Source organism: Desulfonauticus autotrophicus (assembly GCF_055381725.1).
In genome coordinates, this window is sequence record NZ_AP042395.1 from 284686 (window position 1) to 307834 (window position 23149).

25 protein-coding genes and 1 pseudogene are annotated in these 23149 nt (G+C 40.4%); 19 read left to right on the forward strand and 7 right to left on the reverse strand.

Annotation, left to right across the window (positions count from 1 at the left end; genetic code table 11):
* Positions 1 to 55: 55 nt before the first annotated feature.
* From tmcB to acs, 5 genes are read right to left on the reverse strand one after another with little or no spacing between them, the layout of a single operon-like run.
* Positions 56 to 1372, reverse strand: coding sequence for an electron transfer complex ferredoxin TmcB (tmcB, locus tag ACZ42F_RS01675; protein WP_029969575.1), 1317 nt, complete (start codon positions 1370 to 1372; stop codon positions 56 to 58).
* 11 nt (positions 1373 to 1383) lie between these two features.
* Positions 1384 to 2049: a hypothetical protein gene (locus ACZ42F_RS01680; RefSeq protein ID WP_464279509.1), complete on the reverse strand. Its 666-nt coding sequence runs from the start codon at positions 2047 to 2049 to the stop codon at positions 1384 to 1386.
* A 53-nt stretch (positions 2050 to 2102) separates the two neighbouring features.
* Positions 2103 to 3308, reverse strand: coding sequence for an electron transfer complex subunit TmcD (gene tmcD / locus ACZ42F_RS01685; protein WP_464279510.1), 1206 nt, complete (start codon positions 3306 to 3308; stop codon positions 2103 to 2105).
* Between the two features lie 19 nt (positions 3309 to 3327).
* Positions 3328 to 4398 (reverse strand): phosphotransacetylase family protein, encoded by a 1071-nt coding sequence (locus ACZ42F_RS01690; protein WP_029969559.1) that lies wholly within the window; start codon positions 4396 to 4398, stop codon positions 3328 to 3330.
* A gap of 21 nt (positions 4399 to 4419) precedes the next feature.
* Positions 4420 to 6522 carry an acetate--CoA ligase alpha subunit gene (gene acs / locus ACZ42F_RS01695; protein WP_464279511.1) on the reverse strand — a complete coding sequence of 701 codons (2103 nt, stop codon included), beginning with the start codon at positions 6520 to 6522 and terminating at the stop codon, positions 4420 to 4422.
* 273 nt (positions 6523 to 6795) lie between these two features.
* Here acs and ACZ42F_RS01700 point away from each other — a divergent pair, with 273 nt between their 5' ends.
* From ACZ42F_RS01700 to ACZ42F_RS01765, 14 genes are all read left to right on the forward strand, one after another.
* Positions 6796 to 7380 (forward strand): FAD-dependent oxidoreductase, encoded by a 585-nt coding sequence (locus ACZ42F_RS01700; protein WP_464279512.1) that lies wholly within the window; start codon positions 6796 to 6798, stop codon positions 7378 to 7380.
* 30 nt (positions 7381 to 7410) lie between these two features.
* Positions 7411 to 8805, forward strand: a complete 1395-nt coding sequence (locus tag ACZ42F_RS01705) for a 4Fe-4S binding protein (RefSeq protein WP_464279513.1) — start codon at positions 7411 to 7413, stop codon at positions 8803 to 8805.
* Positions 8806 to 8818: 13 nt separating this feature from the next.
* Positions 8819 to 9340, forward strand: a complete 522-nt coding sequence (locus ACZ42F_RS01710; RefSeq protein WP_464279514.1) for a 4Fe-4S dicluster domain-containing protein — start codon at positions 8819 to 8821, stop codon at positions 9338 to 9340.
* Positions 9341 to 9361: 21 nt separating this feature from the next.
* A complete protein-coding gene (locus tag ACZ42F_RS01715) occupies positions 9362 to 10270 on the forward strand; it encodes a CoB--CoM heterodisulfide reductase iron-sulfur subunit B family protein (RefSeq protein WP_464279515.1) in 909 nt (302 codons plus the stop codon).
* A gap of 11 nt (positions 10271 to 10281) precedes the next feature.
* Positions 10282 to 10695, forward strand: a complete 414-nt coding sequence (locus tag ACZ42F_RS01720; protein WP_029966036.1) for a hydrogenase iron-sulfur subunit — start codon at positions 10282 to 10284, stop codon at positions 10693 to 10695.
* 84 nt (positions 10696 to 10779) lie between these two features.
* Positions 10780 to 11682: an NADH-quinone oxidoreductase subunit B family protein gene (locus ACZ42F_RS01725; protein WP_464279516.1), complete on the forward strand. Its 903-nt coding sequence runs from the start codon at positions 10780 to 10782 to the stop codon at positions 11680 to 11682.
* Positions 11683 to 11796: 114 nt separating this feature from the next.
* Positions 11797 to 12390 carry a nickel-dependent hydrogenase large subunit gene (locus ACZ42F_RS01730; RefSeq protein WP_464279517.1) on the forward strand — a complete coding sequence of 198 codons (594 nt, stop codon included), beginning with the start codon at positions 11797 to 11799 and terminating at the stop codon, positions 12388 to 12390.
* Positions 12345 to 12701, forward strand: coding sequence for a hypothetical protein (locus tag ACZ42F_RS01735; protein WP_464279518.1), 357 nt, complete (start codon positions 12345 to 12347; stop codon positions 12699 to 12701). The genes ACZ42F_RS01730 and ACZ42F_RS01735 overlap by 46 nt, the downstream gene beginning before the upstream one ends.
* A gap of 5 nt (positions 12702 to 12706) precedes the next feature.
* Positions 12707 to 13258, forward strand: coding sequence for a nickel-dependent hydrogenase large subunit (locus ACZ42F_RS01740; protein ID WP_464279519.1), 552 nt, complete (start codon positions 12707 to 12709; stop codon positions 13256 to 13258).
* A gap of 86 nt (positions 13259 to 13344) precedes the next feature.
* The gene (locus tag ACZ42F_RS01745; RefSeq protein ID WP_464279520.1) at positions 13345 to 13596 is read left to right on the forward strand and encodes a hydrogenase maturation protease; all 252 of its coding nucleotides are present in this window, start codon (positions 13345 to 13347) and stop codon (positions 13594 to 13596) included.
* A 65-nt stretch (positions 13597 to 13661) separates the two neighbouring features.
* Positions 13662 to 13790, forward strand: coding sequence for a hypothetical protein (locus ACZ42F_RS01750; protein ID WP_464279521.1), 129 nt, complete (start codon positions 13662 to 13664; stop codon positions 13788 to 13790).
* A 142-nt stretch (positions 13791 to 13932) separates the two neighbouring features.
* Complete coding sequence (locus ACZ42F_RS01755) at positions 13933 to 14886, forward strand: hydrogenase small subunit (protein ID WP_464279522.1); 954 nt, start codon at positions 13933 to 13935, stop codon at positions 14884 to 14886.
* A 23-nt stretch (positions 14887 to 14909) separates the two neighbouring features.
* Positions 14910 to 16610, forward strand: coding sequence for a nickel-dependent hydrogenase large subunit (locus ACZ42F_RS01760; protein ID WP_464279523.1), 1701 nt, complete (start codon positions 14910 to 14912; stop codon positions 16608 to 16610).
* 83 nt (positions 16611 to 16693) lie between these two features.
* Positions 16694 to 17188: a HyaD/HybD family hydrogenase maturation endopeptidase gene (locus ACZ42F_RS01765; RefSeq protein WP_464279524.1), complete on the forward strand. Its 495-nt coding sequence runs from the start codon at positions 16694 to 16696 to the stop codon at positions 17186 to 17188.
* Here the strand turns inward: ACZ42F_RS01765 and ACZ42F_RS01770 are convergent.
* Positions 17181 to 17960, reverse strand: a pseudogene (locus ACZ42F_RS01770) (HAD-IC family P-type ATPase); the annotation flags it as partial. The gene ACZ42F_RS01765 and the pseudogene ACZ42F_RS01770 sit on opposite strands and share 8 nt — an antisense overlap.
* A gap of 55 nt (positions 17961 to 18015) precedes the next feature.
* Positions 18016 to 19584 carry a heavy metal translocating P-type ATPase gene (locus ACZ42F_RS01775; protein ID WP_464279525.1) on the reverse strand — a complete coding sequence of 523 codons (1569 nt, stop codon included), beginning with the start codon at positions 19582 to 19584 and terminating at the stop codon, positions 18016 to 18018.
* A gap of 179 nt (positions 19585 to 19763) precedes the next feature.
* Between ACZ42F_RS01775 and ACZ42F_RS01780 the strand changes: the two genes are divergently transcribed.
* Genes ACZ42F_RS01780 through ACZ42F_RS01800 form a run of 5 tightly spaced genes read left to right on the forward strand, consistent with a single transcriptional unit; the run spans position 19764 to position 23145 of the window.
* Complete coding sequence (locus tag ACZ42F_RS01780) at positions 19764 to 20273, forward strand: YeeE/YedE thiosulfate transporter family protein (RefSeq protein WP_029966056.1); 510 nt, start codon at positions 19764 to 19766, stop codon at positions 20271 to 20273.
* Positions 20274 to 20276: 3 nt separating this feature from the next.
* Complete coding sequence (locus ACZ42F_RS01785; RefSeq protein WP_029966058.1) at positions 20277 to 20801, forward strand: DUF6691 family protein; 525 nt, start codon at positions 20277 to 20279, stop codon at positions 20799 to 20801.
* A gap of 9 nt (positions 20802 to 20810) precedes the next feature.
* The gene (locus tag ACZ42F_RS01790; protein WP_464279526.1) at positions 20811 to 21833 is read left to right on the forward strand and encodes a hypothetical protein; all 1023 of its coding nucleotides are present in this window, start codon (positions 20811 to 20813) and stop codon (positions 21831 to 21833) included.
* A gap of 5 nt (positions 21834 to 21838) precedes the next feature.
* Entirely contained in the window at positions 21839 to 21976 is a 138-nt protein-coding gene (locus ACZ42F_RS01795; RefSeq protein ID WP_464279527.1) for a hypothetical protein, read from the forward strand.
* Positions 21977 to 22020: 44 nt separating this feature from the next.
* Positions 22021 to 23145, forward strand: a complete 1125-nt coding sequence (locus ACZ42F_RS01800; RefSeq protein WP_464279528.1) for a cytochrome C — start codon at positions 22021 to 22023, stop codon at positions 23143 to 23145.
* Positions 23146 to 23149: the final 4 nt, after the last annotated feature.

The following is a 23149-nucleotide window of genomic DNA, read 5'->3' on the forward strand; positions in this document are numbered from 1 at the left end:
CATAAAAAAAGCCCCTCTTAAAGAGGGGCTTTTTTGTTGGTAACCTATTTTTAAACTATTCTTCTGGGTGAGTGCTTTTGTCCATGCATTCGTAAATAATGTCTCCCAGGAATTTTATTTCCATGTTTAGTCCGTAGTGGTGAATGATGTCTTCCAATCCACCGTGACAGTTATGGCATGGCGCAATAACTACTTCTGCTTCAGTACGCTTTAATTGTTCTGCCTTTACCTTGTTTCCCTTTACTCTTGTCTTTTTATAAGGAGGTCCACAATTGATGACTCCGCCTCCAGCTGAGCAACAATAGTTGTGCTCTCTATTGGGATGCATTTCTACAAAATCAGGGCAAAAGGCCTTGACCACAGTTCTGGCCATTTCCTGTAACCCCATGCCTCTTACTATATTACAGGGGTCGTGGAAGGTAACTTTTTTGGGATAGGTTTTGCCCACTTTAATTTTACCCGCCTTAAAAAGTTCATAATAAAACTGGACAGCATGGATTATGGGTAAAGGTGGCTCTTTCCAGCCCAGCCATCTGGTGCCAGTGTCATACACAGAACGAAAGGCATGCCCACATTCACCCATGACGATTTTTTTACATTTGAGCCTTAAGGCTGTTTCAAAGTGGATTTTTTTGAGGCGTCCCATAAGTTCGTAATCGCCCACATACATGGCCATATCACTATTGTCCCAGCCAGGAGTAGCTGGCATGGTCCAGTTTACTCCTGCTACATTCATAATCACTGCTGCCTGATAGATAAGCTGGCTTCTAAACTTGGGCTCAGGTCCAATCACAGAATAAAATACATCAGCTCCATATTTTTCCAGAGGAATTCTCAGATAGGGAAGTTCTTCTCTGGCTTCTTCTTCCTGCCATTGTACGCTATCTATCCATTCATCTTCCTTAACCCACATTTGATTCATGGTAGCTGCATGACTGTGGGCTGTATCTTGAATATACTGGGGAGTGACTCCAATGAGATGGCAGAATCTTCTCACCATAGCCATTTGATAGGCGATATCAATGCCAAAGGGGCAATACATAGAGCAACGCCTGCACAAATTACATTCAGTATAGGCTATCTGGGCAATTAGGGCCAAGTCCTGATTATTGACGTTTGCGCCTTCTTTTAAGAGCTTCCAGATGGTATTTTGAACTTTGGCAATGGGCATATAGGAAGGGTCTTTATGGGACATGTAAAAATGACAGGCCTCTGCACAAAGACCACAGTGAATGCAAGTGGAAGTGTATAATTTTAATCTGGTTTCAGCCTTTTTGGTAAAAAGCAGGTCTATGGCTTTTTTTATTTTTCCCCTGTCAATCCTTTTTATGCCTTCTCTTAATCCTATATCTTGGGCTAACTCTCTTTTCATGGCTTTCCTCTTTACCAGTCTTTGGCGTGTCTGATGGCCCCAAATTCAGAGCCAGTATAACTTCTGGAAAATAACCCTAAAAACATGTGCATAATCCGAGTAAAGGGAAGAATAAGCAGGAGTAATTCTGCACTTAAGACATGTAAAAATAAAAGAAAATCTCCCCCTATTCCTCTTACAGCCAAAAATCCAGTTAAAAAGGGTATAAGTACCAGTAAAAGTAAGCCAAAGTCCTTGCTGGAAGAGACATAACGGGCAGGAGGGTAAATTATTCTTCTTAAGAGCAGAAATATACCGCTAACTAAAGCCAGAAAGGTAAGTACATCTGAGAGTATATCCGGAAGCATGGGCGGTTCAAAGGGAAGGTCTATATATTCTTCTAAAATAAAAATATGGCCTGAATAGAAAATAGGAACCAGAATAATACAGATGTGAAATAGATAGGAAACAAAAAAGGTAATGGGATTTAAACGCATATTCCTGGCCTTGAAGGGAATTGTCCAGTTGATAAGAGAACGAAGGGCATATTTAAGGTTAAAAAATTTAAGCACAATAGGATCATTTTGCAAGGAGTGAAGAGTGAAGTAGGCTAATCTAAAAATAATAGCTATACAAAAAAAGCTAAAAACATAAAAAAAGGCCTTTTCTACTAAAAAGGTGTAAATGGAATAAAACATTTATCCCTCCACTGGAATTACTGCTCGTAAGTATTGGTTTTCAGTAATGCCTCTTAAAAGTATCTTTTTGCTATCCGGGCTGAATACAGGCATCCAGAGTTGGTCAAAGCTGTGAGGTAAGACTTTGCCATCAATGGCATAGGTATAGGCGCCCTTTTTTCCACTTTCACGGCCAGATGTTTGCTATCAGGGCTGAAAACTGGTTCAAAGACCATATCAAAGCTTTCATTCCAGACTTGGTCGTCCACTAATACAAACCACTTGTCTTTATTTTTCCCGGCAGCAGCAATTCTCTGACCATCTGGGCTAAAGGTAATGTCGTAAACCAGGGTTTCAAAGTGGGTTTTCCAGGTAGAGCCATTGATGCATACAGTCCATTTGCCTAAATCTGTGGCCACAATAGCTGCCCAGGAATCTCCCAAGGGTGAGAAGATAAAATTCCACATCTGGTAAAACCGGGGAGTGAGAATAATTTCTCCGTCCTGGGCTAAACCCCATTTTTTGCCTATTCTCACCGGCGCCATACAGGACCTGGTAGCCGGGTTAAAGGCAGGTCTCCACACACTGGAAAACTCTTTGTCCCAGACCTTCCCATCTACCACAATGGTGTAGGTGTAAAGAGATGTCCTGCACTGGGCACAGATGTGTTTGCCCTGGTGGTCAAAAATAGGAGTCCAGATATTTACCAGTTTGGTGTCCCAGGTCTGTCCATCAATGGCTACGCTAAATACACCTTCCTGGTACTTAAAGATATCTCCCTGACTTAAGTTTTGGGTCTGAACCACGGCTGCACTGTGATTGCCTTTGGGGCTTAAGGTAAAGTGGTTGGCATTGGGATATAGGGTAGGCCAGAGAACATCATTTACAGCCATGCCGTATTGTTGTTCATTTTGAATGGCTACTCCTATTTGACTTCCATCTGTAGAGAATTGCAGTTCCCAGGCAAAATCAAAACTGTTTTCCCAGGGCACTTGCTCTGTAACTACTGTCCAGCGACCTTCATCTGTGAGCGCCAGTACAGATAATCTGCCATCTGGTCCATATTTTAAGCTCCAGACTTTATCATAGGCTTCTTCCCAGTGAGTTTTATTTTGACAAACACTAAATTTATTTTCTCCTTCATTGATAATAAAAGCAATCTTTTCTCCATCAGGACTTACTTTGGGTTCTTCTCGCCAGATATAACGCAGAGGACAGTCCAGAAGTTCTACAATAACCCTGCTTTCTATCTCCCAGTCCCAATCCTTTTTTTCTACCATACCAGACTCCTTTAGCTCTTTAACCCTTTAGCCCTAGACTGGATTCTAGGCTTTTTAAATCTAAACAACTCTGGACCAATTTACAGGCCTGACTGAGTTTTATGGGTTCTCTTAGTTTAGAACGGAAAAGGATTGTTTCCACTTTTCTAGCTACAGTAAAGGTATCGTCTCTAACCACAATTATAGGGATACCAAGAACTTCCGAGCGAGTCAAAATAATATCATTGGGATATAAATTTCCAGTTAAAATCAAGCAGGGGCTATTTCCTTCCAGAGCTACCAATTGTACATCTGACCTGTCTCCTCCTACAATAATAGCTGCATCTCTATTTTTTCTAAAATGAGTCAAAAAATTTTCCAGTTGCATGGTGCCAATTAAAAAGTTTTTTACCACCCTGTCCCCTTTGGAACGCATGGAAATGATTTTCCCTCCCAGTTTATCTGCCAATTCCTGTACGGTAATGGATTTGAGAAGAGGGTCAGAAGGGATAGCTCCTAACACCCTGACTTCGTTTCTCTCCAAAAGAGGGATGATAAATTCTTCTGTTTCTTTCCAGTAATAATCAGGAATGTCGTTTAAAACTACCCCCAAAAGATTATCCCCCAGAACTTCTTTGGCTGCTAAAAGGTAGTCATAGTTAAGTTCGTTTTTAAAACGATCTACCAAAATTACCCTGGCTTTTAATAAAGAAGATATGTTTATCCCATCCAGTCCACAATATTTGCCAGAGTAGAGAAAACTTCCAGACCCACCAATAAGAACTATATCTTTATCTTTACTTATTTTGGTAAAACTTTCTTTAATGGTATCTAAGTAGTGATAACATTCCCCTTGATAGGACTTGATTTTAAAATCTCTAGTAATAAGCACTGGTGTGACTACTTCAGGTTCTTCTTTAAGGCCAAAAAAATCCAGACTTAAATAAGCGTCTTCATCCCAAAGTTTATCTTTGATTACTTTGGGCATAGCTCCTACTGGCTTAAAATAGCCAAGCTGGTAATTTTGTTTTTGAAAATAATTGCCCAAGGCTAAAGTAATGAGATTTTTCCCAGCAAAGCCTGTGGTAGAACCTATATATATGGCCTTCATCTTTTACCTCCCCTTGCCTGGTTAATCCAGGGTTAAACGAACATCAGCCACAAGGGCCTGTTTATGGTTGACTAAAATGGGATTAAACTCAGCTTCATAGATCTGTGGAAGGTCTAAAGAAAGCTGAGACATCTTTAAAATAATTTCTTCTAGGGCCTGGAAGTTAATGGCTGGCTCTCCGCGAAATCCTTTTAGGAGCAGATAGGATTTTATTTCCCTAATCATGTTTTGTGCATCTTCTCTGGTCAAAGGAGCAAGTCTAAAGGAAATGTCCTTCAGGACTTCTACATAAATTCCTCCCAGTCCAAACATGAGTAAAGGACCAAATTGGTCGTCTCGCTTAAAACCCACAATAACTTCCTTACAGCCCTTGGGTGCCATTTTCTGGACCAGACAACCTGTAATATGGGCTTCTGGCCTTAACCGCTGCGCCCTGCTGGTGATTTCTAAAAAGGCCTGTTTTACTTCTTCTGGTGAGTTAAGATTGACCAGAACACCTCTAACATCAGTTTTATGGGAGATATTGGGAGAGGCAATTTTAAGCACCACAGGAAATCCCATATTCTTAGCTATTTCTACTGCTTCTTCACTGGAACGAGCCAACTCGGTTGGGGGGTGGGGAAGGTTGTAGGCCTCTAGAATTTCCAGGGCCTGAAATTCCACTATTTCTCTTTGTTGTTTGGCTTGAGCCTGCAGAATAACTTCTTTTGCTCTGGAAAGATCTCTATCCATGATTTCTGGTTTAGAAACAGGTTTATTGCGCCACTCAGCATGTTCAAACATGGACTCTAAGGCATGGATGGCAGGTTCAGGGAAAAAATAGCAGGGAACTTTATGGTCTAGAAGTATTTTTTGGGCCGGCCGTACATGTTTTCTGCCCATAAAGACACAAAAAAGAGGTTTGTCTATAGTTTTACTAAAATTAGCTATGCCCAAGGCCAGGTCTTCCAGATGCGGTACAATTGCTGAAGTGGGAGTCAGAAGAACTAAAATGGAGTGAGTATTGGGGTCATCCTTGATAACTTCCAGGGTGTCTAAATACCTTTTGGCATCAGCATCTCCAATAATGTCTATGGGATTATACAGAGCTGCGTAACCAGGAAGGATTTTCTGTAAGTTTTCAATGGTCTTAGGTGCAAGCCTGGTCATATTTAGCCTGGAACTTTCACAGATGTCTGCAGCCATAATACCTGGTCCACCAGAGTTGGTAATAATGGTAAGGTTGGGCCCCTGGGGTAAAGGCTGATTGGAAAAGGCCAGGGCCAGGTTAAAAAGGGATTCTACATCCAGGATGCGAATTATACCTGCCTTTTTAAAGGCTGTGGAATAGGCCTGATCTGAGCCAGCAATAGCACCAGTATGGGAAGAGGCAGCCCTGGCACCAGCAGCTGTCCTGCCTGATTTTATAAGCAAAATAGGTTTTTTGCGGGTAACCTTTTGGGCAGCTTGAATAAATTTTTCTCCAGCACATACATTTTCTATATAACCCAGGATAACTTTGGTTTCCTCATCTTCACCCAAATATTCTATCATATCAGCTTCATCTAACACTGCTTTGTTGCCCAGGCTGATAAATTTGGAAAAGCCAATATTTTCTCCCAAAGCCCAATCTAAAATTGCTACACATAAGGCCCCTGACTGGGAGAAAAAGCCAATGCTTCCCCTTTGAGGGAGGCCCGCAGCAAAGGTGGCATTTAGGTTGGCGTGGGTATTAATTAGTCCTAAACAGTTGGGACCAAGCAAGGCAATGTTATATTGGTTGGCTATAGCGATAAGCTCTTGTTCTAAATGATAGCCTTTACCGCCTATTTCTTTAAAACCTGCTGAGATAACAATAGCTGCCTTAAGCCCCTTAGCTCCCAGCTCAGCCAAGGAAGAGACTGCAAGGGTACGGGGGACAGTAATAACTGCCAAGTCCAGATTGTTGGGCAACTCCTGGATACTGGAAAATACTTTTTGCCCAAGGATTTCCTTGGCTTTGGGATTTACAGGATAGATTTTTCCCTGAAAACCAATTTGAAGCAGGTTATTTAATACAATATGTCCGATTTTTTCTGGATTGGTAGAAGCTCCAATAATAGTAATGTTTTCCGGATAAAAGAGCGCTTTTAAATGTTTGCTCATTTCTCCTTTTCCTTTTTGTTGAAATTTTCTCTTTTTATAAACCAATTTTCAAATTAGTCCAATAATTTTTTGTGGTTTGCTTATTAACTTAGATAGTAAAAGGTTTTTTTATTTTTTTTTAAGTTTCTGTTAATAATCCTTTGACAAAGATATTTTTTTTCGATTATAAGCCAGAGTGAAAAAAATAATATCGTTTTTTATCAAGGTTTTAAGCCCTTTTACCGAGAAAGGGCAAACAAAATTGAGGTTTGCCAAAAAATTAAGGAGGTAGCAATGGCAAAGGTAGGAGTTTATGTATGTCGCTGCGGCACCAACATCGCTGGCGTTATTGATGTTGAGGCCGTAAGAGAATTTGCTGAAGGTCTGCCAGATGTTGCAATAGCAAGAACTGATGTATTTATGTGCTCTGATGCTGGGCAAGAAGTCATAAAAAAAGACATTCGTGAAGGCCTGGTAGATAGAGTAGTAGTAGCTGCCTGTACTCCCAGGACTCATGAGCCCATTTTTAGGGCTGCTTTGGAATCTGCTGGTCTCAATAGATACCTCTTTGAGCTAGCTAATATTCGTGACCAGGGTAGTTGGGTTCACCCTCATGAGCCAGAAGCTGCTACAGAAAAGGCCAAAAAATTAGTGGCTTCTGCTGTGGCCAAGGCAGCAAGATTAGAGCCTCTAGAAGATAAATATGTAGATGTAAAACAAGCTGCCTTGGTAATTGGCGGTGGTATTGCAGGTATGTCCTCTGCTCTGGAATTGGCAGAGATGGGTTATAAAGTTTATTTGGTAGAACAAAAACCTTCCATTGGTGGGGTTATGGCACAGTTGGATAAGACCTTTCCCACCAATGACTGCTCGGCGTGAATACTCACACCCAAGATGTCCCAGGTTGGGATGCACAAAAATATCGAGCTTCTTACTTACTCTGAAGTAGAAGATGTGGATGGATTTATAGGTAATTTTAGAGTGAAGATTAGAAAGAAACAAACTTATGTAGATTGGAACAAGTGTACTGGTTGTGGAGATTGCGCCGAGGTTTGTCCTGCCAAAGTTCCAGATGAGTTTAACTGTGGTCTGAATACCAGGGGAGCAGCCTATATTATGTTTCCTCAGGCAGTGCCCAAGAAGGCTGTAATAGATATGGATAACTGCCGTAACTGTGATGGCCGCAAGCAAGGAGAAGAGCCCAGGATAAGCAAGAAGACAGGTAAGCCCATTTTAGCTCCCTGTGAGAAGGCCTGTCCTGCTGGAGCCATCGATAGGGGCTTGAAGTTAAATCCTGAGGGAGAGATTTTGGAAGTGGAAGTTGGCTCTATTGTAGTGGCCACTGGTTTTAAGGTAATGGAAAAGGATTGGTTCAAGGAATTTGCACCCAAATCTCCCAATGTAATTACTGCCTTGCAACTGGAAAGGCTTATTTCCAGTATTGGTCCTACTGGTGGAAAACTGCTTCGTCCTTCTGATAATGAAAAGCCTCATACCATTACTTTTGTTTCCTGTGTGGGTTCCAGAGATGAAAAGTACCATACCTATTGTTCTCGTGTATGTTGTATGTACATGATTAAGCAAGCTCGTTTGATTAAAGAAAAATATCCTGACATCAACATCAATATGCATTTTATTGATGTTCGTTCTCCAGGTAAGGGTTATGATGAATACTATGTTGGTGCTCGCAAGATGGGTATCAATATTTTTAAAGGCAAGGTAGGAGGTTTGGAGATTTTGCCTGGGGATAGGCTGAGAGTGCTTGCCTATGATATGGAACAATGTACTCCCATTGAATATGAGTCTGATTTGGTAGTACTAGCTACTGCTATTGAGCTTCCTGATACAGCAGAAAAGCTTGCTCAAAAATTGGGCTTACAGTTCTGTGGAAGTCATTTTTATAGAGAATTGCATCCCAAACTTGGTCCAGTAGAAACCTCTGTGGCTGGAGTATTTCTGGCTGGTTGCTGTCAGGGTCCCAAGGATATTCCTGACACAGTAGCTCAGGCCAAAGGTGCTGCTGCAGTTGCCGCTGTGCCTTTAGCTCAGGGCAAGGTTAAGATTGAACCACTACTTTCTGAAGTAAATCCAGAAAAGTGTAGTGGCTGTGGGGTATGTATTCCTCTTTGTCCTTATAATGCTATTTCCATGAAGACCTGGGGAGATACTTTAAGGGCAGAGATTAATTATAGTTTGTGTAAGGGTTGTGGCGTATGTACTTCTGCCTGCCCATCTCAGGCCATAACTTTACATGGCTTTACTGACGAAGAGATTTTTGCACAAATCGATGCTTTAACATCCTAGGAGGTTTATGAATATGTCTGGCTTAAAAATAGATGACGCCAAAATAAAAGAAGCCATTGAAACCATCAGTAAATATGGTGGTGAGGCTGTGGTAAAATGTGTGCAGTGTGGAGCCTGCTCTGGCATATGTCCAGGAGTAAGAGTAGGTTTCAATGTCTTGTGTAGAATGCTTATTAAAAGGATTTTAACCGGTCAGTTGGAAGAGACCCTAGAAGAAGTATCTACCTGGGGATGTCAGGCCTGTAATAGATGTACAGAAGTTTGTCCTCAGGGAGTAAGGCCCATGGAAGTGGTTTTTGCCTTTAGGCGTTATCAGGCCTCTGAATTGGCCCTTTCCACTTCTGCCTTTGGTCCACAAATGAGTTTGTATAATGTGGGACATGCTGTCACCATTAGCCCTGAGGCAGTGGCTGAGAATAGGAAAAAAGCAGGTTTACCTGAAACTCCGCCTACTGCTTTAAACAACGAGCAAGCTCAAAAGGAAATCCAAACTTTATTGGATAATAGTCCAATGGCTGAATTGGGAATATTTTAAACCTTTAAGGAGTTGAAAAAAATGGAAAAAGTAGGATTGTTTTTAGGATGTAATATTCCTTTTAGAGCTCCAGATATAGAAAAGGCTTTTCGGTCTATATTGCCAGAATTTGGCATAGAGCCTGTGGATTTAGAAGGAGCCAGTTGTTGCCCTGCCTGGGGTACAGCTCCTTCCTTTGATCTGGATACCTGGCTTAGCTTATCTGGAAGGAATATTTCTTTGGCTGAAGAAAAGGGTGTGGATATTACCACTGGCTGTAACTCTTGTTTTGGGGTTTTGAGTGAAGCCAAACACATGATTGAGCATAAACCTGGTAAGTTTGATGTAGTAAATGAGAAGTTAAAGTTAATTGGAAGAGAATATAAAGGCACTTCTAAAATTTACCATATTATGCACCTTCTTTATGCCATTATTGGTCCTGAAAAGATTAAAGAGAAAATTAAATACAATTTTGAAGGGATTAAAGTTGCTTTGCAGCAAGGTTGTCACTCTGTCTGGCCCAGTGATGTTTATGAAGTCAAAGAAGAAAATCCCTTCTTCCCCATTCATTTAAAGACTATTGTAGAGGCAACAGGAGCAGAAGCACCTCACTATAGTAGGATAGAAGATTGTTGTGGTATGGGTGCTATGAGTTCTTCTGATAGGGAAAAATCTTTACAAACTTTTAAAAGAAAAATTTCTTCTATTAAAGAAGAAATAGATCCAGATGTGGTAGTTACTGGTTGTTCTTCCTGTTATTTACAATTTGATGGCTCTCAGAAAGTGCTTAAAGAAAGAGGGGATATTGATTTTGAAATCCCTGTATTTCATGTAACTCAGTTCTTGGCTATTGCCTTGGGCTTTGATCCCAAGCTAGTAGCTGGTATTTGTCAGGTGTCTAGAGATGAAATAGTTAAAGAAATGCAAAGTGAAAAACGCTTAGTGAAATAAGGAGGGGTAAAATGGAATTTAAACCCAATATAGTTGGTTTTGCCTGCCACTGGTGTACCTATGCAGGTGCTGATTTAGCTGGAAGTTTGCGTTTAAAGTACCCTCCAAGTATAAAACTAATCAGGGTACCCTGTTCTGGAAGAATAGAGCCAGAATACATTATTCAAGCTTTGGCCAATGGAGCAGATGGAGTACTGGTGGGTGGATGCCATTTTGGTGATTGTCACTACAAAGATGGTAACTACAAGACTGCTCGCAGGATGAAACAAGTAGAAGAAATGATTAAGGAGTTAGGTGTTGAACCTGGACGTTTTCGTTGGGAATGGATTTCTGGTTCTGAGGGACAAAAGTTTGCTGAGGTAGTTACCGAATTTACAGAAACTCTTAAAGAATTAGGTCCTAACCCTCTCAAGGGAGGTAATTAAGATGGCAGATAAGTTGAAATTTGCATTTTTACTTGCTGGCGGATGTGCTGGCTGTGAGATGAGTTTGGTAGATATTTCCGAAAATTGGTAGATGCCCTGGAACACCTGGAAGTGGTCTTTTGGGCACCTACTGTTGCTGACGTAAAGTATAAAGATTTAGAAGCCATGCCAGACAAGTCCATAGACCTGGCCTTTGTGGATGGTATGATTCGCAACAGTGAAAATGAACATATGGTCAAGGTCTTGCGAGACAAAGCCAAGATTTTGGTGGCCTTTGGTGCTTGTGCTACTTTAGGTAGTATTGCTGGTATGGCCAATATGCATACCAAAGAAGAGCTTTTTAAACAGGCCTATCAGGATACCTTTAGCACTGATAATCCCGATGGAGTATATCCCACTCCAGAATATCTTTTGGATGGCAAATACGATTTAACTATCCCAGAGTTTTTGCCAGAAGTTAAGGTCATTGATGAGGTAGTACCTGTAGAATACTATGTAGGTGGCTGTCCTCCTCATCCTGATTTTGTAGCTGCTGCTGTGGAGGCAGTTATTGCTGGTAACCTGCCACCAGCTGGTTCCTGGCTTACCAGTGGCAAAGCTGTGTGTGATGTGTGTGAGAGAAATCCCAGAAATCAGGGCACAGATCGTTTCTTAGTAGAAGAAGTATATCGTACCTCAGAAAAAGCTCCTGAAGATGGAGTATGTTTGCTTCAACAAGGTATTATTTGTTTTGGTCCTTTTACTCAGGGAGACTGTGGTTGCTCTTGCCCCAAGGTAGGTATTCCCTGCCGTGGCTGTGGTGGCCCCATTCCTGGAGTAAAAGACTATGGTGCCAGGGCCATGAGTGCCATTGGTTCTATTTTAGGTAGTGAAGAAGCTGTAGAGCAGTTAATGCAAAAATATCCAGTTTTAGCTAAGTTTTACTATCGCTACTCTCTACCCAGTTCTTTAATTGAGAGAAAGAAAAGAGCGATAAAAAAGGGTTAACCTTAACCCCCTTTTTTTAAAGGGGCCCTTATAAGGAGTGGTCCCATGAAAATACGAGAAGTTTTCTCCAAGTTTTTTGGAGGAGGAAAGACAGAACAAACAGGGAGGACAAACGTGAAAAAGATAGAAATAAACCCTATAACCAGATTAGAAGGCCACGGAAAAATTGCCATTTTTCTTGATGATAATGGCAATGTGGATGATGCCTTCTTTCAAACCGTGGAATTTCGCGGTTATGAAAAATTTTTGCAAGGCTTACCCATAGAAGAGGTTCCTCGCACTGTATCCACAGTATGTGGAGTGTGTAGAGGAGTTCACTTTACTGCATCCATGAAGGCTCTGGATGGCGTTTATGGGGTAGAGCCAACCCCTACTGCCAGGAAATTAAGAGAGCTTTTTTACATGGCTCACTATGTGGAAGACCACGCCGTAATTCTCTATGCCCTTGGTTTTCCTGATTTTGTAGTAGGCCCAGAGGCTGACCCTGCTACCAGAAATGTTATTGGATTGATTAATGCAGTGGGTGCAGAAACTGGTAAGGCAGTGTTGGCCAAAAGAAAACTGGCCGTGAAAATCTTTGAGCTCTTGGGCGGTAAACCCAACCATCCAGTTAGTGCTCTTCCTGGTGGCTGGTCCAAAAAGCTCACTGAAGAAGAGAGAAAATGGTTGATGGCTGGGTGGACGAGCTCATTGAACTGGGCAAGTTGACCTTGCAAATCTTTGAAGATGTAGTGCTTAAGAATGAAAAGTATCTTTCCTTGGTTACTGGAGATATGTACAAGGTAGTGGTCAACTACCAGGGTAGTGTGGATGAACAAGATCGCATTGCCTACTACGACGGTACTCAAAAGATTGTAGATACTGAAGGAAATGTTATTGGCACCTTTAGGGGCAAAGAATATCTGGACTTTATTGCGGAAAGGGTACTTCCCTGGTCTTACCTGAAGTTCCCTTATCAGAAAAGCTTGGTCCCTGGCAGGGCATTAAAGAAGGTAAGGGGACCAATCTTTATGCAGTAGGTCCTTTGCCCAGATTTAATGTGGCCAGTGGCATGGATACTCCAGAGGCCCAAAAACACTATGAAAAGTTCTTTGATACCTTTAAGACCAAACCCGTGCACTTTGTTTTGGCCTATCACTGGGCTAGAGCTATTGAGCTCTTGAATGCGGCTGAAAGGATGAAAGAGCTTATCAATGACCCAGATATTACTGGCACTGATAACTGGAATAAGCCCACAAAAGTGGTAGGTGAAGGTGTGGGTATTATTGAGGCTCCTCGTGGTACTTTGATCCACCACTATGTAACTGATGATAAAGGCATTGTTACCAATGCCAACTTAATCGTAGCTACAACTCACAACAATGGTCCCATTAACCTGGCCGTAAAGAATGCTGCTAAGCACTTTATTAAAAATGGTAATGTAAGCGAAGGTCTTTTAAACTATGTAGAAATGGCTTTCAGGCCTTATGACCTTTGCCTGGCCTGTGCTACTCATACCATTACTGGTGGAGTTCCTTTTGAAATTGAAATCTTTGATAGCGAAGGAAAACTGCATAAAAAACTAAGAAACTACTAAAAAGAGAAAGTGTTTTTTTACCAAAAAGCCAGGCTTAAAAATGCCTGGCTTTTTTTATTTACAGGAAAAAAGGAGTAAAAGAACTTATGGATACAGTGGTCTTAGGTATAGGAAATCCTCTTTTAGCAGATGATAGGGCAGGTATAGTAGTGGTGGAAGATTTGGAAAAAGAAAATTTACCGGCTCACTTTGAAGTGCTTTATACCGTGGGGTTTGAAGTGATTGATAAGGTTCTGGGCTATAAAAGGGCTTTAATTGTTGATGCCTGTAAATTGGGAAATCCTGTGGGGACAATTTTGGAAGTGGGAGTAGAAGAGATTTTTCTTCTCCCAACTTAATCAATTCCCATGCCATTAGTGTAGGTACTACTCTAAAGACTGGCTATACTGTATTTAAAGAAGAAATGCCCCAGGAAATAAAACTTTATCTCATAGAAGTGGAAAACATTGAAGAGTTCTCCAAGACTTTTACTCCTGCAGTAGCAGAAGCTGTGGAAGAAGTTAAAAAGAGGATTAGGGCAGAATTAAGATAAAAAAACTATTGAAAAAAGTAATTATTTTTCTCAAGAAGGAACAAAAATAAAAATAGATAAGATTTTACTTGCCAACTTTATGTATTTTTTGCATAGAGTTAGGTATAAAAATTAATACTTAAACCCAAAAGGGAGGTGCCCTATGAAGTATTTTGTCGGGCTAGGTAAGGATGACCCCTTAGAGCGTTTGGAAAGGAGAGGGGTATCCAGGCGTGATTTTATGAAATTTTGTACTGCTGTAGCAGTGATGATGGGAATGGGTCCTGGTTTTGCTCCCAAGGTAGCAGAAGCTTTGACCAGCAAAAAAAGACCCAGTGTTGTCTATTTGCACAATGCTGAGTGTACGGGCTGTTCCGAAGCTGTGCTTAGGACTGTAAGTCCTTTTATTGATGAGCTTATTCTGGACACCATTTCTCTGGACTACCACGAAACCATTATGGCTGCTGCCGGCGAACCAGCAGAAGAAGCCTTACATCAGGCCATTTCTTCTCCCAATGGTTATGTGTGCGTAATTGAGGGAGCTATCCCCATGAAAGATGGCGGTATTTATGGTAAAATTGCCGGCAAGACCATGTATGAGATTTGTGCAGAAATTGCTCCCAAGGCCATTGCTACCATTGCGATAGGAACTTGTGCTACCTTTGGTGGGGTGCAGGCTGCTGCTCCCAATCCTACTGGAGCTAAGGGGGTAAATGATGCCCTGGGTAAGCTGGGAGTAAGGGCCATAAACATTGCTGGTTGCCCACCCAATCCCTATAATTTTGTGGGTACAGTTGTTCACTTGCTTACCAAAGGCATGCCAGAGCTGGATGACAACAATCGTCCTGTTATGTTTTATGGAGAAACCGTGCATGACCTTTGTCCTCGCAAAAAGCATTTTGACAACAGTGAATTTGCTCCTTCTTTTGACTCAGAAGAAGCCAAAAAAGGTTGGTGCTTATATGAGTTAGGTTGTAAAGGACCTTATACCTACAACAATTGTCCCAAGATTAAATTCAATCAGACCAACTGGCCAGTAGAAGCAGGACATCCCTGTATTGGTTGTAGTGAGCCTAATTTCTGGGATGAGATGGTACCTTTTTATGAATCCATGTAAAATAATTTTCAAGGAGGAGTTATATGTCCGGTTGTAGAGCAAAAAAGGCCCCTGCTATTCCAGTTACTCCCAAGAGTAATTATTCTGGGCCCATTGTGGTGGACCCAGTAACCAGAATAGAGGGGCATCTAAGAATAGAAGTAGAAATTGAGAATGGTAAAGTAAAAAATGCCTGGAGTAAACCCCAACTTTTTAGGGGTTTGGAGATAATTTTAAAGGGTAGAGACCCTAGAGATGCGCAGCACTTTACTCAAAGAGCCTGTGGTGTATGTACCTATGTGCATGCTCTGGCTTCTGTGCGCTGCGTAGATGATGCCGTAAAGGTAGATATTCCAGCCAATGCTAGAATTATGCGCAATCTGGTCATGGGTGCCCAATATCTTCATGACCATATAGTGCATTTTTATCATTTACATGCCCTGGATTGGGTGGATGTAACTTCTGCCTTAAAGGCTGATCCTTACAAGGCTGCCAAGATTGCCAACAATATTTCTCCTCGTCCCACCAAGGCTGAAGACTTAAAGGCTGTCCAGGAAAAGTTAAAAGCCTTTGTAGATAGTGGACAGTTGGGCATTTTTACCAATGCCTTTTTCTTAGGTGGACATGATGCCTATTATCTGCCCCCAGAAGTAAACCTCATTGCCACAGCCCATTATCTGGAAGCTTTGAGATTGCAGGTAAAGGCTGCCAGAGCCATGGCTGTGTTTGGAGCCAAAAATCCCCATACTCAGTTTACTGTAGTGGGTGGAGTAACCAATTATGAGGCCTTGAGCCCAGAGAGATTAAGTGAATTTAGAAACCTCTGGCAAGAAACCAAGAAGTTTGTAGATGAAGTTTACATTCCAGACCTCTTGGCTGTAGCTTCCTATTATAAGGATTGGGCTCAATATGGTGGCTGCACCAACTTTATTACCTTTGGTGAATTCCCTGAAAAGGCCAATGACTTGGCTTCCAGATTTATGCCTCAAGGTGTTATTTTTAATCGTGACTTGAGCAAGGTAGAAGATTTTGATCCCAAAGAAATTTACGAGCACGTAAAATACAGCTGGTACGAGGGCGACAAGGCCAGACATCCTTATGAAGGTGAGACCAAACCTTACTATACCAGCCTGGAAGACAGGAATAAATACTCCTGGATGAAAGCTCCTCGCTACAAAGGAGAGCCCTGTGAAACAGGTCCTTTGGCCAGTGTGTTGGTAGCTTATGCTAAGGGAGTACCTGAATTTAAGGAAACTGTAGATTATGTCTTGAATTACCTGGGAGTAGGCCCTGAAGCTCTGTTCTCCACCCTGGGTAGAACCGCTGCTAGAGGTATTGAAACCAAAGTTATTGCTGCCAGGATTGAAAAGTGGCTGGATGAACTGGAGAGCAATGTAAAAGCTGGTGATACCAAGCTTTATCAAGAATATGAGATGCCTGATGAAGCTGAAGGTGTGGGTTTTGTTACTGCTCCTAGAGGTGCTCTTAGCCACTGGATTAAAATTAAAAATAAACAAATTGCAAACTATCAATTAGTAGTTCCCTCTACCTGGAGTTTGGGACCCAGGTGTGCCAATGGCAAATTAGGTCCCATTGAAGAAGCCCTTTTAAATACTCCTGTGGCTGATCCCAAGCGTCCAGTAGAATTGTTGCGTACTGTACACTCCTTTGATCCTTGTATTGCCTGTGGTGTACATGTCATAGATCCTAAATCTAATGAAACTTATAAGTTTAGAGTGCTTTAATTAAAAGTTCTTTGCTTCAAAAGAGCCTGAAGTTTTCTTCAGGCTCTTTTTTATTAAACTAATTTCTTAAGGAGCATATTGGTATGGAGGAGAGATTTCCCATCTTGGTGTTGGGCGTAGGAAATATCTTGTTTACAGATGAAGGCATTGGCGTAAAAGTGATTCAGGAACTGGAAAAAAGATACGAATTTTCTGAAGATGTGCATTTATTAGATGGTGGCACTCTGGGAATGAAGCTTATGGACTATCTTACTCGCTGTGATAACTTGATTATAGTGGATGCTGTGTTGGGAGATGGTGAGCCTGGTACAATTTATCGCTTGGTGGGAGATGACCTTAGAAAAAGCATTTCCTTTAAAAATTCTTTACACCAGACTGACCTTACAGACACTTTGATTTATTGTGAACTTATAGGAAGCAGGCCAGATACTGTGGTTATAGGCATTGAGCCCAAAAATATGGATGACGTGAGTTTAGAAGTCTCTCCAGAAATAGAACAGGCCATCCCTTTACTTATAGAAAAGGTATTGGCTGAGATTAAAAGGGCAGGGGGAAGCTTTAAACCCAGGTCTAACTAGTTAGCTTTTTGGATTTAGGGGTATATTTTTTCAACATTAAAGATAAGCTAACAACTGTTACTGAGCTCAAAGCCATGGCCAGGCCTGCAAATTCTGGTCTAAAACTTATTTTAAAGGCTGGATAGAGTACTCCTGCAGCTACAGGTATTAAAATTACATTGTAGGCAAAGGCCCAGAAAAGATTTTGTTTTATTCTCTGCATTACCTTTTGACTTAACTCCAGACTGGCAGGTACGTCCAAAAGGTTATCCTTTACCAACACAATATCCCCGCTTTCCATGGCCACATCTGTTCCACTACCTAAGGCAATCCCCACATCAGCTTGGGCCAGGGCCGGAGCGTCGTTGATTCCATCTCCCACAAAGGCCACCTTTTCGCCCCTGTCTTGCAAGGATTTGACCTTACTGGCTTTATCTTCTGGCAATACTTCAGCCAGGACCTCGTCCAGGTCTAGTTTTTGGGCAATAACTTTGGCAGTTCTTTGGTTGTCTCCTGTAAGTAAAATAAGTTTATAACCCCTTTCCTTTAACCAGGAAACAGCCCTGGGAGCACTGGGCTTTAGAGAATCAGCAATAGCAATAACACCTACAACTTGCTGGTCTTTTCCCACCAGACTGACAGTAAACCCCTGGCTTTCCAGTTCCTCTAGGGTTTGTTTTTGTTTATTATCAAGGGATATCTTTAAATCTTGAACCAATCTTAAGTTGCCTATGAAAAGATTTTCCTCTTTTAATCTAGCTTTAATGCCCTTACCTCTTAAAGTAATAAATTCATCTACAGGTAAGGGAGATAGCTTTTTTCCTGGGCTTTTTTGACAATAGCTTGAGCTAGAGGATGGGTGGAGTTTTTTCCAGACTCAGAGCATAGGTTAAGACCTCTTTTTCCGAATAAGGCGAAAAGGCTATTGTTTTTTGAACCTGTGGTTTACCCAAAGTAAGAGTGCCGGTTTTATCAAAGACAATTGTGGTTATATGTTCACTTCGCTCTAAAGTCTCTCCATTTTTAATCAAAATACCCAGTTCTGCTCCTCTACCTAAGCCTACGGTTATAGCTGTGGGAGTGGCCAAGCCTAAGGCACAGGGACAGGCAACTACCAGCACGGAAATCAAGGAAGTTAGAGCAAATAAAAGGCTTTCTCCAGCTATAAAATACCAGACAAGAAAACTTAAAAGGGCAATGGTCAACACCACTGGGATAAAATAAGAGACGATTTTATCTGCTAACTTTTGAATAGGTGGCCTACTTCCCTGGGCTTCTTCTACCATGTTAATGATTTTGGCTAGAACTGTATCTTCTCCTGTATGCGTTGCTTCTATTTTTAATAAGCCATCTTCATTTAAGGTTCCTCCTACTACCTTGTCTTTTACTTTCTTTAGTACTGGTAAGGGTTCACCTGTAAGCATGGATTCATTTACATAACTTTCACCTTCTACAACTATTCCATCTACAGGAATCATCTCTCCAGGTTTAACTATAACAACATCCTTTGGCTTTAAGGACTCGCTATCCACTTCTACTTCTCTTCCTTCAAAATAAATCCAGGCCTTTTTAGGGCGTAGTTTTAAGAGTTTTTCAATGGCTTCAGAGGTTTTTCCCTTGGCCTTTTGTTCTAAATATTTTCCCAGGATAAGAAAGGTGGCCAAAAATATAGCTGCTTCATAAAAGATAAAATTACCTGGCAAAACTTTAAAAGTAGAAAGTATACTGGCTAGATAAGCTGTACCCATACCCATGGAATACATTACTTCCATGGTTAGACTTTTATTTTTCAGGCTGCGATAGGCAGCTTTAAAGATATGACCACTGATAAATACAAATACAGGTGTAGTAATAAAAAACATAAGCCAGGATTTATCCCAGGATAAATCTAAGTGCATAATTAAAAGTAAGATAAATCCAGTTATGAATCCAAGAACAATTTTAAATTTTTGTCTTTGCAGGAGCCTGGCTTGTTCCTTGGGGTCTAGTTCTGCTTCTTCTGTGCCTAAAAACTTATATCCTGCCCTGGTAATGGCTTCTTCCAGTTCTTTTAAGGAATAGGCCTTAGTATATAATTCAAGATAGGCCTTTTCTGAGGCCAGATTGACTCGGACCTTTTTGACCCCTTCTACCTGGCTTAAGGCCTTTTCCACTGCCTTTACGCACATGGCACAACTCATGCCACCCACTTGGAGCACTCTTTTCTCTGTTTTTACTCCATACCCCAGCTCTTCAATACGGGAAATAATTTGCTTTAAAGATAACTTTGAAGGGTCAAATTGAAGAGAAAGTTTTTCTGTAGCCAGGTTTACCTGGGCTTCTTTTATCCCTGGTAAATCCTTTAAACTCTGGTCAATATTTTTAGCGCACATGGCGCAACTCATACCTGTAATAGCTAGTTCTACCCTTTTTAGCATGCTATTGCCTCCTATTTTCCCTTACTTAGCAGTCTAATTCCTTTTTAACCTCAGGGCAAGGAGGTAAGATAGAAAAACAATTTATTGAATTGAAGTATCAGCTTTTAAAAAAGTATTGCCTTTTTTGGTTTTTAAAGTAAACTTATCCTTAAAAAGTGATAACTTTCAGGAGGTAAAAAATGAAAGGAAAATACTGGTCTCCTTATCTAGCCGGTGGTTTGTCTGGGTTGGCCTTGGTACTTTCGGTGTGGATAAGTGGCAAATTTTTTGGAGCCTCCACTTCTTTTGTGCGAGTAGCTGGATTGATAGAAAAGGTCTTTGCTCCAGAATATGTAGCTAGTTTAAGTTATTTTCAGGCCAAGGTACCCAAGGTAGAGTGGCAGGTTATGTTTGTGTTGGGCATTATGGTGGGTTCTTTTGTGGCTGCTTTGAGCTCTAAGACCTTTCAAATTGTCTGGGTTCCTCCTATGTGGGCAGAAAAATTTGGTCCTGGTAGGCTCAAACGAGCCCTTTGGGCTTTTTTAGGCGGGATTATAGCCATGTTTGGAGCCAGATTAGCTGGTGGTTGTCCTTCAGGCCATGGCTTGAGTGGCGTGGCGCAACTTTCTGTAGGCAGTTTAATTGCTTTGGTATGCTTTTTTGTGGGCGGAATTATTTCAGCCAATCTTTTCTACAGGAAAAGGAGGTAGGGCATGAGTTTATTTTATGGTTTTATTACAGGTGTTGTGTTTGGCTTTTTATTACAAAAGGGACAGGTCATTCGCTATGACAAGCAAATTGCTGCTTTGCGTTTTTTGGATATGACTATTGTAAAATTTATGCTTAGCGCTATTCTGGTAGCTATGGTGGGTTTATACCTTTTAGAGGGAATGGAGTTGATTAAATTCAGTTTAAAACCCACTATTTTGGGAAGTGTAATTACAGGCGGTCTTTTATTTGGGCTTGGTTGGGGAATTTTAGGCTATTGTCCTGGCACTTCTCTGGGAGCAATAGGAGAAGGCAGATTGGATGCCCTTAGTGGAATTCTGGGAATGTTAGTGGGAGCAGCACTTTTTGCTCAAATCTATCCCTGGATGCAAAAAACTTTATTGCTTGTGGGGAATTATGGTAAAATTACCTTACCCCAGGTTTTGGGGATTAACCCCTGGATTGTGATTGTACTTTTCTGGCTGGCAGGTGTACTTTTATTTAGGTGGTTTGAACAAAAGGGATGGTAGGAGCAAAAAATGTCTTTAAATATGCCAGGTAGTATTTTACTTATTCCTGCAGGCTGGTTTGATTTTTTTCTACATGCTCTTTTTTTTATTCATCTTATCTTAATAAATATTGTCATTGGCTGGAGTATAATAACTTTAGTGGAAGAGGTAAAAAATAAGGATATTATTCCAAAATTTACTTCTTCCAGATTACCCACCCTGCTTGCCTTTGCTATCAATTTGGGAGTGGCTGCTCTTTTGTTTTTACAGGTTTTATGGTCAAAATTTTTCTATACTTCTTCTGTGTTGATAGCTCCCTTTTGGCTAAGTGTGGTTTTTGTGCTTATTCTGGCCTATTATCTTTTGTATCTCTATGACTTTAAATTTTATTCTCTAAGCTCTGCTGTAAGAATATCTATTCTGGCCTTAGTTGTTTTATCTTTTTTGTATATAGCCTTTATTTTTGTTAGCAATATGTCCTTGATGCTTAGGCCTGGTCATTGGCAATCTATTTACTTCAAGGAAAAGCTTTTTTTTAGTGGTGAGCCTAGCTTATTGCCCAGGTATTTTCATTTTATTGTTGCGTCTGTAGCTATTGGAGGGCTGGTCTTTGCCTTTTGGGGTAGTAAAAAGGGTAATTTACAGGTAAAAGTGGGGCTTAAGTGGTTTGTTGGAGCAACTTTCTTGCAAGTAATAATAGGGGTATGGTTTTTACTTTCTCTGCCTAAAGAGGTAATCTTAAGTATTATGAGAGATAAACTTAGTCTTGTCTATTTATCTACAGCTATATTTTTCCTTTTACTTAGCTTGTTTTTAGCCTTTAAACAAAAACTTATGCAGCTTATTTATAGTGTGTTTTTTTTAGTGTTATCTATGGTTTTGCTTAGAAGTAAAGTTAGATTTTTCTATCTAAAGGATAAGATAGCTGGAAATAATTTTATTTTACAAAATGATTATTCTTCTTTTGTACTTTTCCTTATAACTTTAGTTCTGGTTACTGGTTTACTTGGTTATATTTTTAAAGTTTATACAGAAAGTAAGCTGGAGGAGTAAGTTAAATGACTTATCCTGTATGGGAGCTTGGTTTTGCAGGTGGAGGATTACTTATAGCTTTAATAGGCATTTTTCATGTCTACATTGCCCATTTTGCTGTGGGTGGGGGGGTGTTTTTAGCTCTTACTGAAAAAAAGCTATAGCTTTAAATTCTCCTTCTCTTCTGGAGTATACCCGTAAGCATGCTTTGTTTTTTTTATTACTCACCATGGTAGCAGGTGGAGTTACAGGAGTGGGGATTTGGTTTACCATTTCTTTACTTCAACCTGCAGCTACTTCCTTTTTAATTCACCATTTTGTCTTTTTTTGGGCTACTGAATGGGTATTTTTCCTGGCTGAAATTATAGTTTTACTGCTCTATTACTATGGCTTTAAAAAACTTGATTCTCAAAAACACATCTTACTGGCCTGGTTTTATTTTTTATTTGCCTGGGCTTCTTTGTTTTTTATTAGTGGTATCATAGATTTTATGCTTACTCCAGGTAAGTGGCTGCAAAGTAAGAATTTGTGGGATGGTTTTTTTAATCCTTCCTTTTGGCCTTCTATTTTTTTTAGAACCTTTTTGGCCTTAAGCATTGCCTCTATCTTTGGCCTGGTTACTGCTAGTTTTAAGTTGAAAAATGAAGAAAGAGTAAGGATGTCCAGGTATTATGCCAAATATATAGTTTTCTTTACTATACTTACCTTTCTGGCTGGGGTTTGGTATTATAACATATTGGACCAAGGATTGAAAAATTATATCTTCAAGCTTACACCATATTATAAAAATATTTTAGATTGGTTTTTTTACCTAACTCCGCTAATTATTATTGTTTCTTGCTTTTATTTTTCCAGATTAAATGGCTCTTTTCAAAAGACTTTATCTTTAATTATGCTTATTCTTGGTATTATCTATATTGGAAGTTTTGAGTTTTTAAGAGAAGGAGCAAGAAAACCTTTTATTATTTATGATTATATGTATTCCAATGGAATAAAAGTGCAGGATTTAGAAGAAGTAAATAAAACGGGAATACTTGCTTTAAATAGTTATTGGTTGGATAAGGATAGAGCAAATAATAATCTTTATTTGGGAAAAGAAATATTTAAGTTAGAATGTAGTTCCTGTCATTCCAGAGGGGGACCTTTAAGGGATATTTTAAAATTAACCCAAAAGTATGATAATCCCTTTGGATTGGTTAGTCAGTTAACTGGCCAGGGTAAGATATTGAAGTACATGCCGCCTTTTTCAGGTACAGAAAGGGAAAAAAACTGCTGGCCGAGTATATTATTTATGGATTACAGAAAAAAGAAAAAGAGATTGGGGAAAAATTAGAGCT

What these genes read in the sequence shown, in the direction of transcription:
- tmcB (WP_029969575.1), bottom strand. Translation starts at nt 1,372, where the DNA reads ATGAAAAGAGAGTTAGCCCAAGATATAGGATTAAGAGAAGGCATAAAA.
- ACZ42F_RS01680 (WP_464279509.1), bottom strand. Translation starts at nt 2,049, where the DNA reads ATGTTTTATTCCATTTACACCTTTTTAGTAGAAAAGGCCTTTTTTTAT.
- tmcD (WP_464279510.1), bottom strand. Translation starts at nt 3,308, where the DNA reads ATGGTAGAAAAAAAGGATTGGGACTGGGAGATAGAAAGCAGGGTTATT.
- ACZ42F_RS01690 (WP_029969559.1), bottom strand. Translation starts at nt 4,398, where the DNA reads ATGAAGGCCATATATATAGGTTCTACCACAGGCTTTGCTGGGAAAAAT.
- acs (WP_464279511.1), bottom strand. Translation starts at nt 6,522, where the DNA reads ATGAGCAAACATTTAAAAGCGCTCTTTTATCCGGAAAACATTACTATT.
- ACZ42F_RS01700 (WP_464279512.1), top strand. Translation starts at nt 6,796, where the DNA reads ATGGCAAAGGTAGGAGTTTATGTATGTCGCTGCGGCACCAACATCGCT.
- ACZ42F_RS01705 (WP_464279513.1), top strand. Translation starts at nt 7,411, where the DNA reads ATGCACAAAAATATCGAGCTTCTTACTTACTCTGAAGTAGAAGATGTG.
- ACZ42F_RS01710 (WP_464279514.1), top strand. Translation starts at nt 8,819, where the DNA reads ATGTCTGGCTTAAAAATAGATGACGCCAAAATAAAAGAAGCCATTGAA.
- ACZ42F_RS01715 (WP_464279515.1), top strand. Translation starts at nt 9,362, where the DNA reads ATGGAAAAAGTAGGATTGTTTTTAGGATGTAATATTCCTTTTAGAGCT.
- ACZ42F_RS01720 (WP_029966036.1), top strand. Translation starts at nt 10,282, where the DNA reads ATGGAATTTAAACCCAATATAGTTGGTTTTGCCTGCCACTGGTGTACC.
- ACZ42F_RS01735 (WP_464279518.1), top strand. Translation starts at nt 12,345, where the DNA reads ATGGTTGATGGCTGGGTGGACGAGCTCATTGAACTGGGCAAGTTGACC.
- ACZ42F_RS01745 (WP_464279520.1), top strand. Translation starts at nt 13,345, where the DNA reads ATGGATACAGTGGTCTTAGGTATAGGAAATCCTCTTTTAGCAGATGAT.
- ACZ42F_RS01750 (WP_464279521.1), top strand. Translation starts at nt 13,662, where the DNA reads ATGCCCCAGGAAATAAAACTTTATCTCATAGAAGTGGAAAACATTGAA.
- ACZ42F_RS01755 (WP_464279522.1), top strand. Translation starts at nt 13,933, where the DNA reads ATGAAGTATTTTGTCGGGCTAGGTAAGGATGACCCCTTAGAGCGTTTG.
- ACZ42F_RS01760 (WP_464279523.1), top strand. Translation starts at nt 14,910, where the DNA reads ATGTCCGGTTGTAGAGCAAAAAAGGCCCCTGCTATTCCAGTTACTCCC.
- ACZ42F_RS01765 (WP_464279524.1), top strand. Translation starts at nt 16,694, where the DNA reads ATGGAGGAGAGATTTCCCATCTTGGTGTTGGGCGTAGGAAATATCTTG.
- ACZ42F_RS01775 (WP_464279525.1), bottom strand. Translation starts at nt 19,584, where the DNA reads ATGCTAAAAAGGGTAGAACTAGCTATTACAGGTATGAGTTGCGCCATG.
- ACZ42F_RS01780 (WP_029966056.1), top strand. Translation starts at nt 19,764, where the DNA reads ATGAAAGGAAAATACTGGTCTCCTTATCTAGCCGGTGGTTTGTCTGGG.
- ACZ42F_RS01785 (WP_029966058.1), top strand. Translation starts at nt 20,277, where the DNA reads ATGAGTTTATTTTATGGTTTTATTACAGGTGTTGTGTTTGGCTTTTTA.
- ACZ42F_RS01790 (WP_464279526.1), top strand. Translation starts at nt 20,811, where the DNA reads ATGTCTTTAAATATGCCAGGTAGTATTTTACTTATTCCTGCAGGCTGG.
- ACZ42F_RS01795 (WP_464279527.1), top strand. Translation starts at nt 21,839, where the DNA reads ATGACTTATCCTGTATGGGAGCTTGGTTTTGCAGGTGGAGGATTACTT.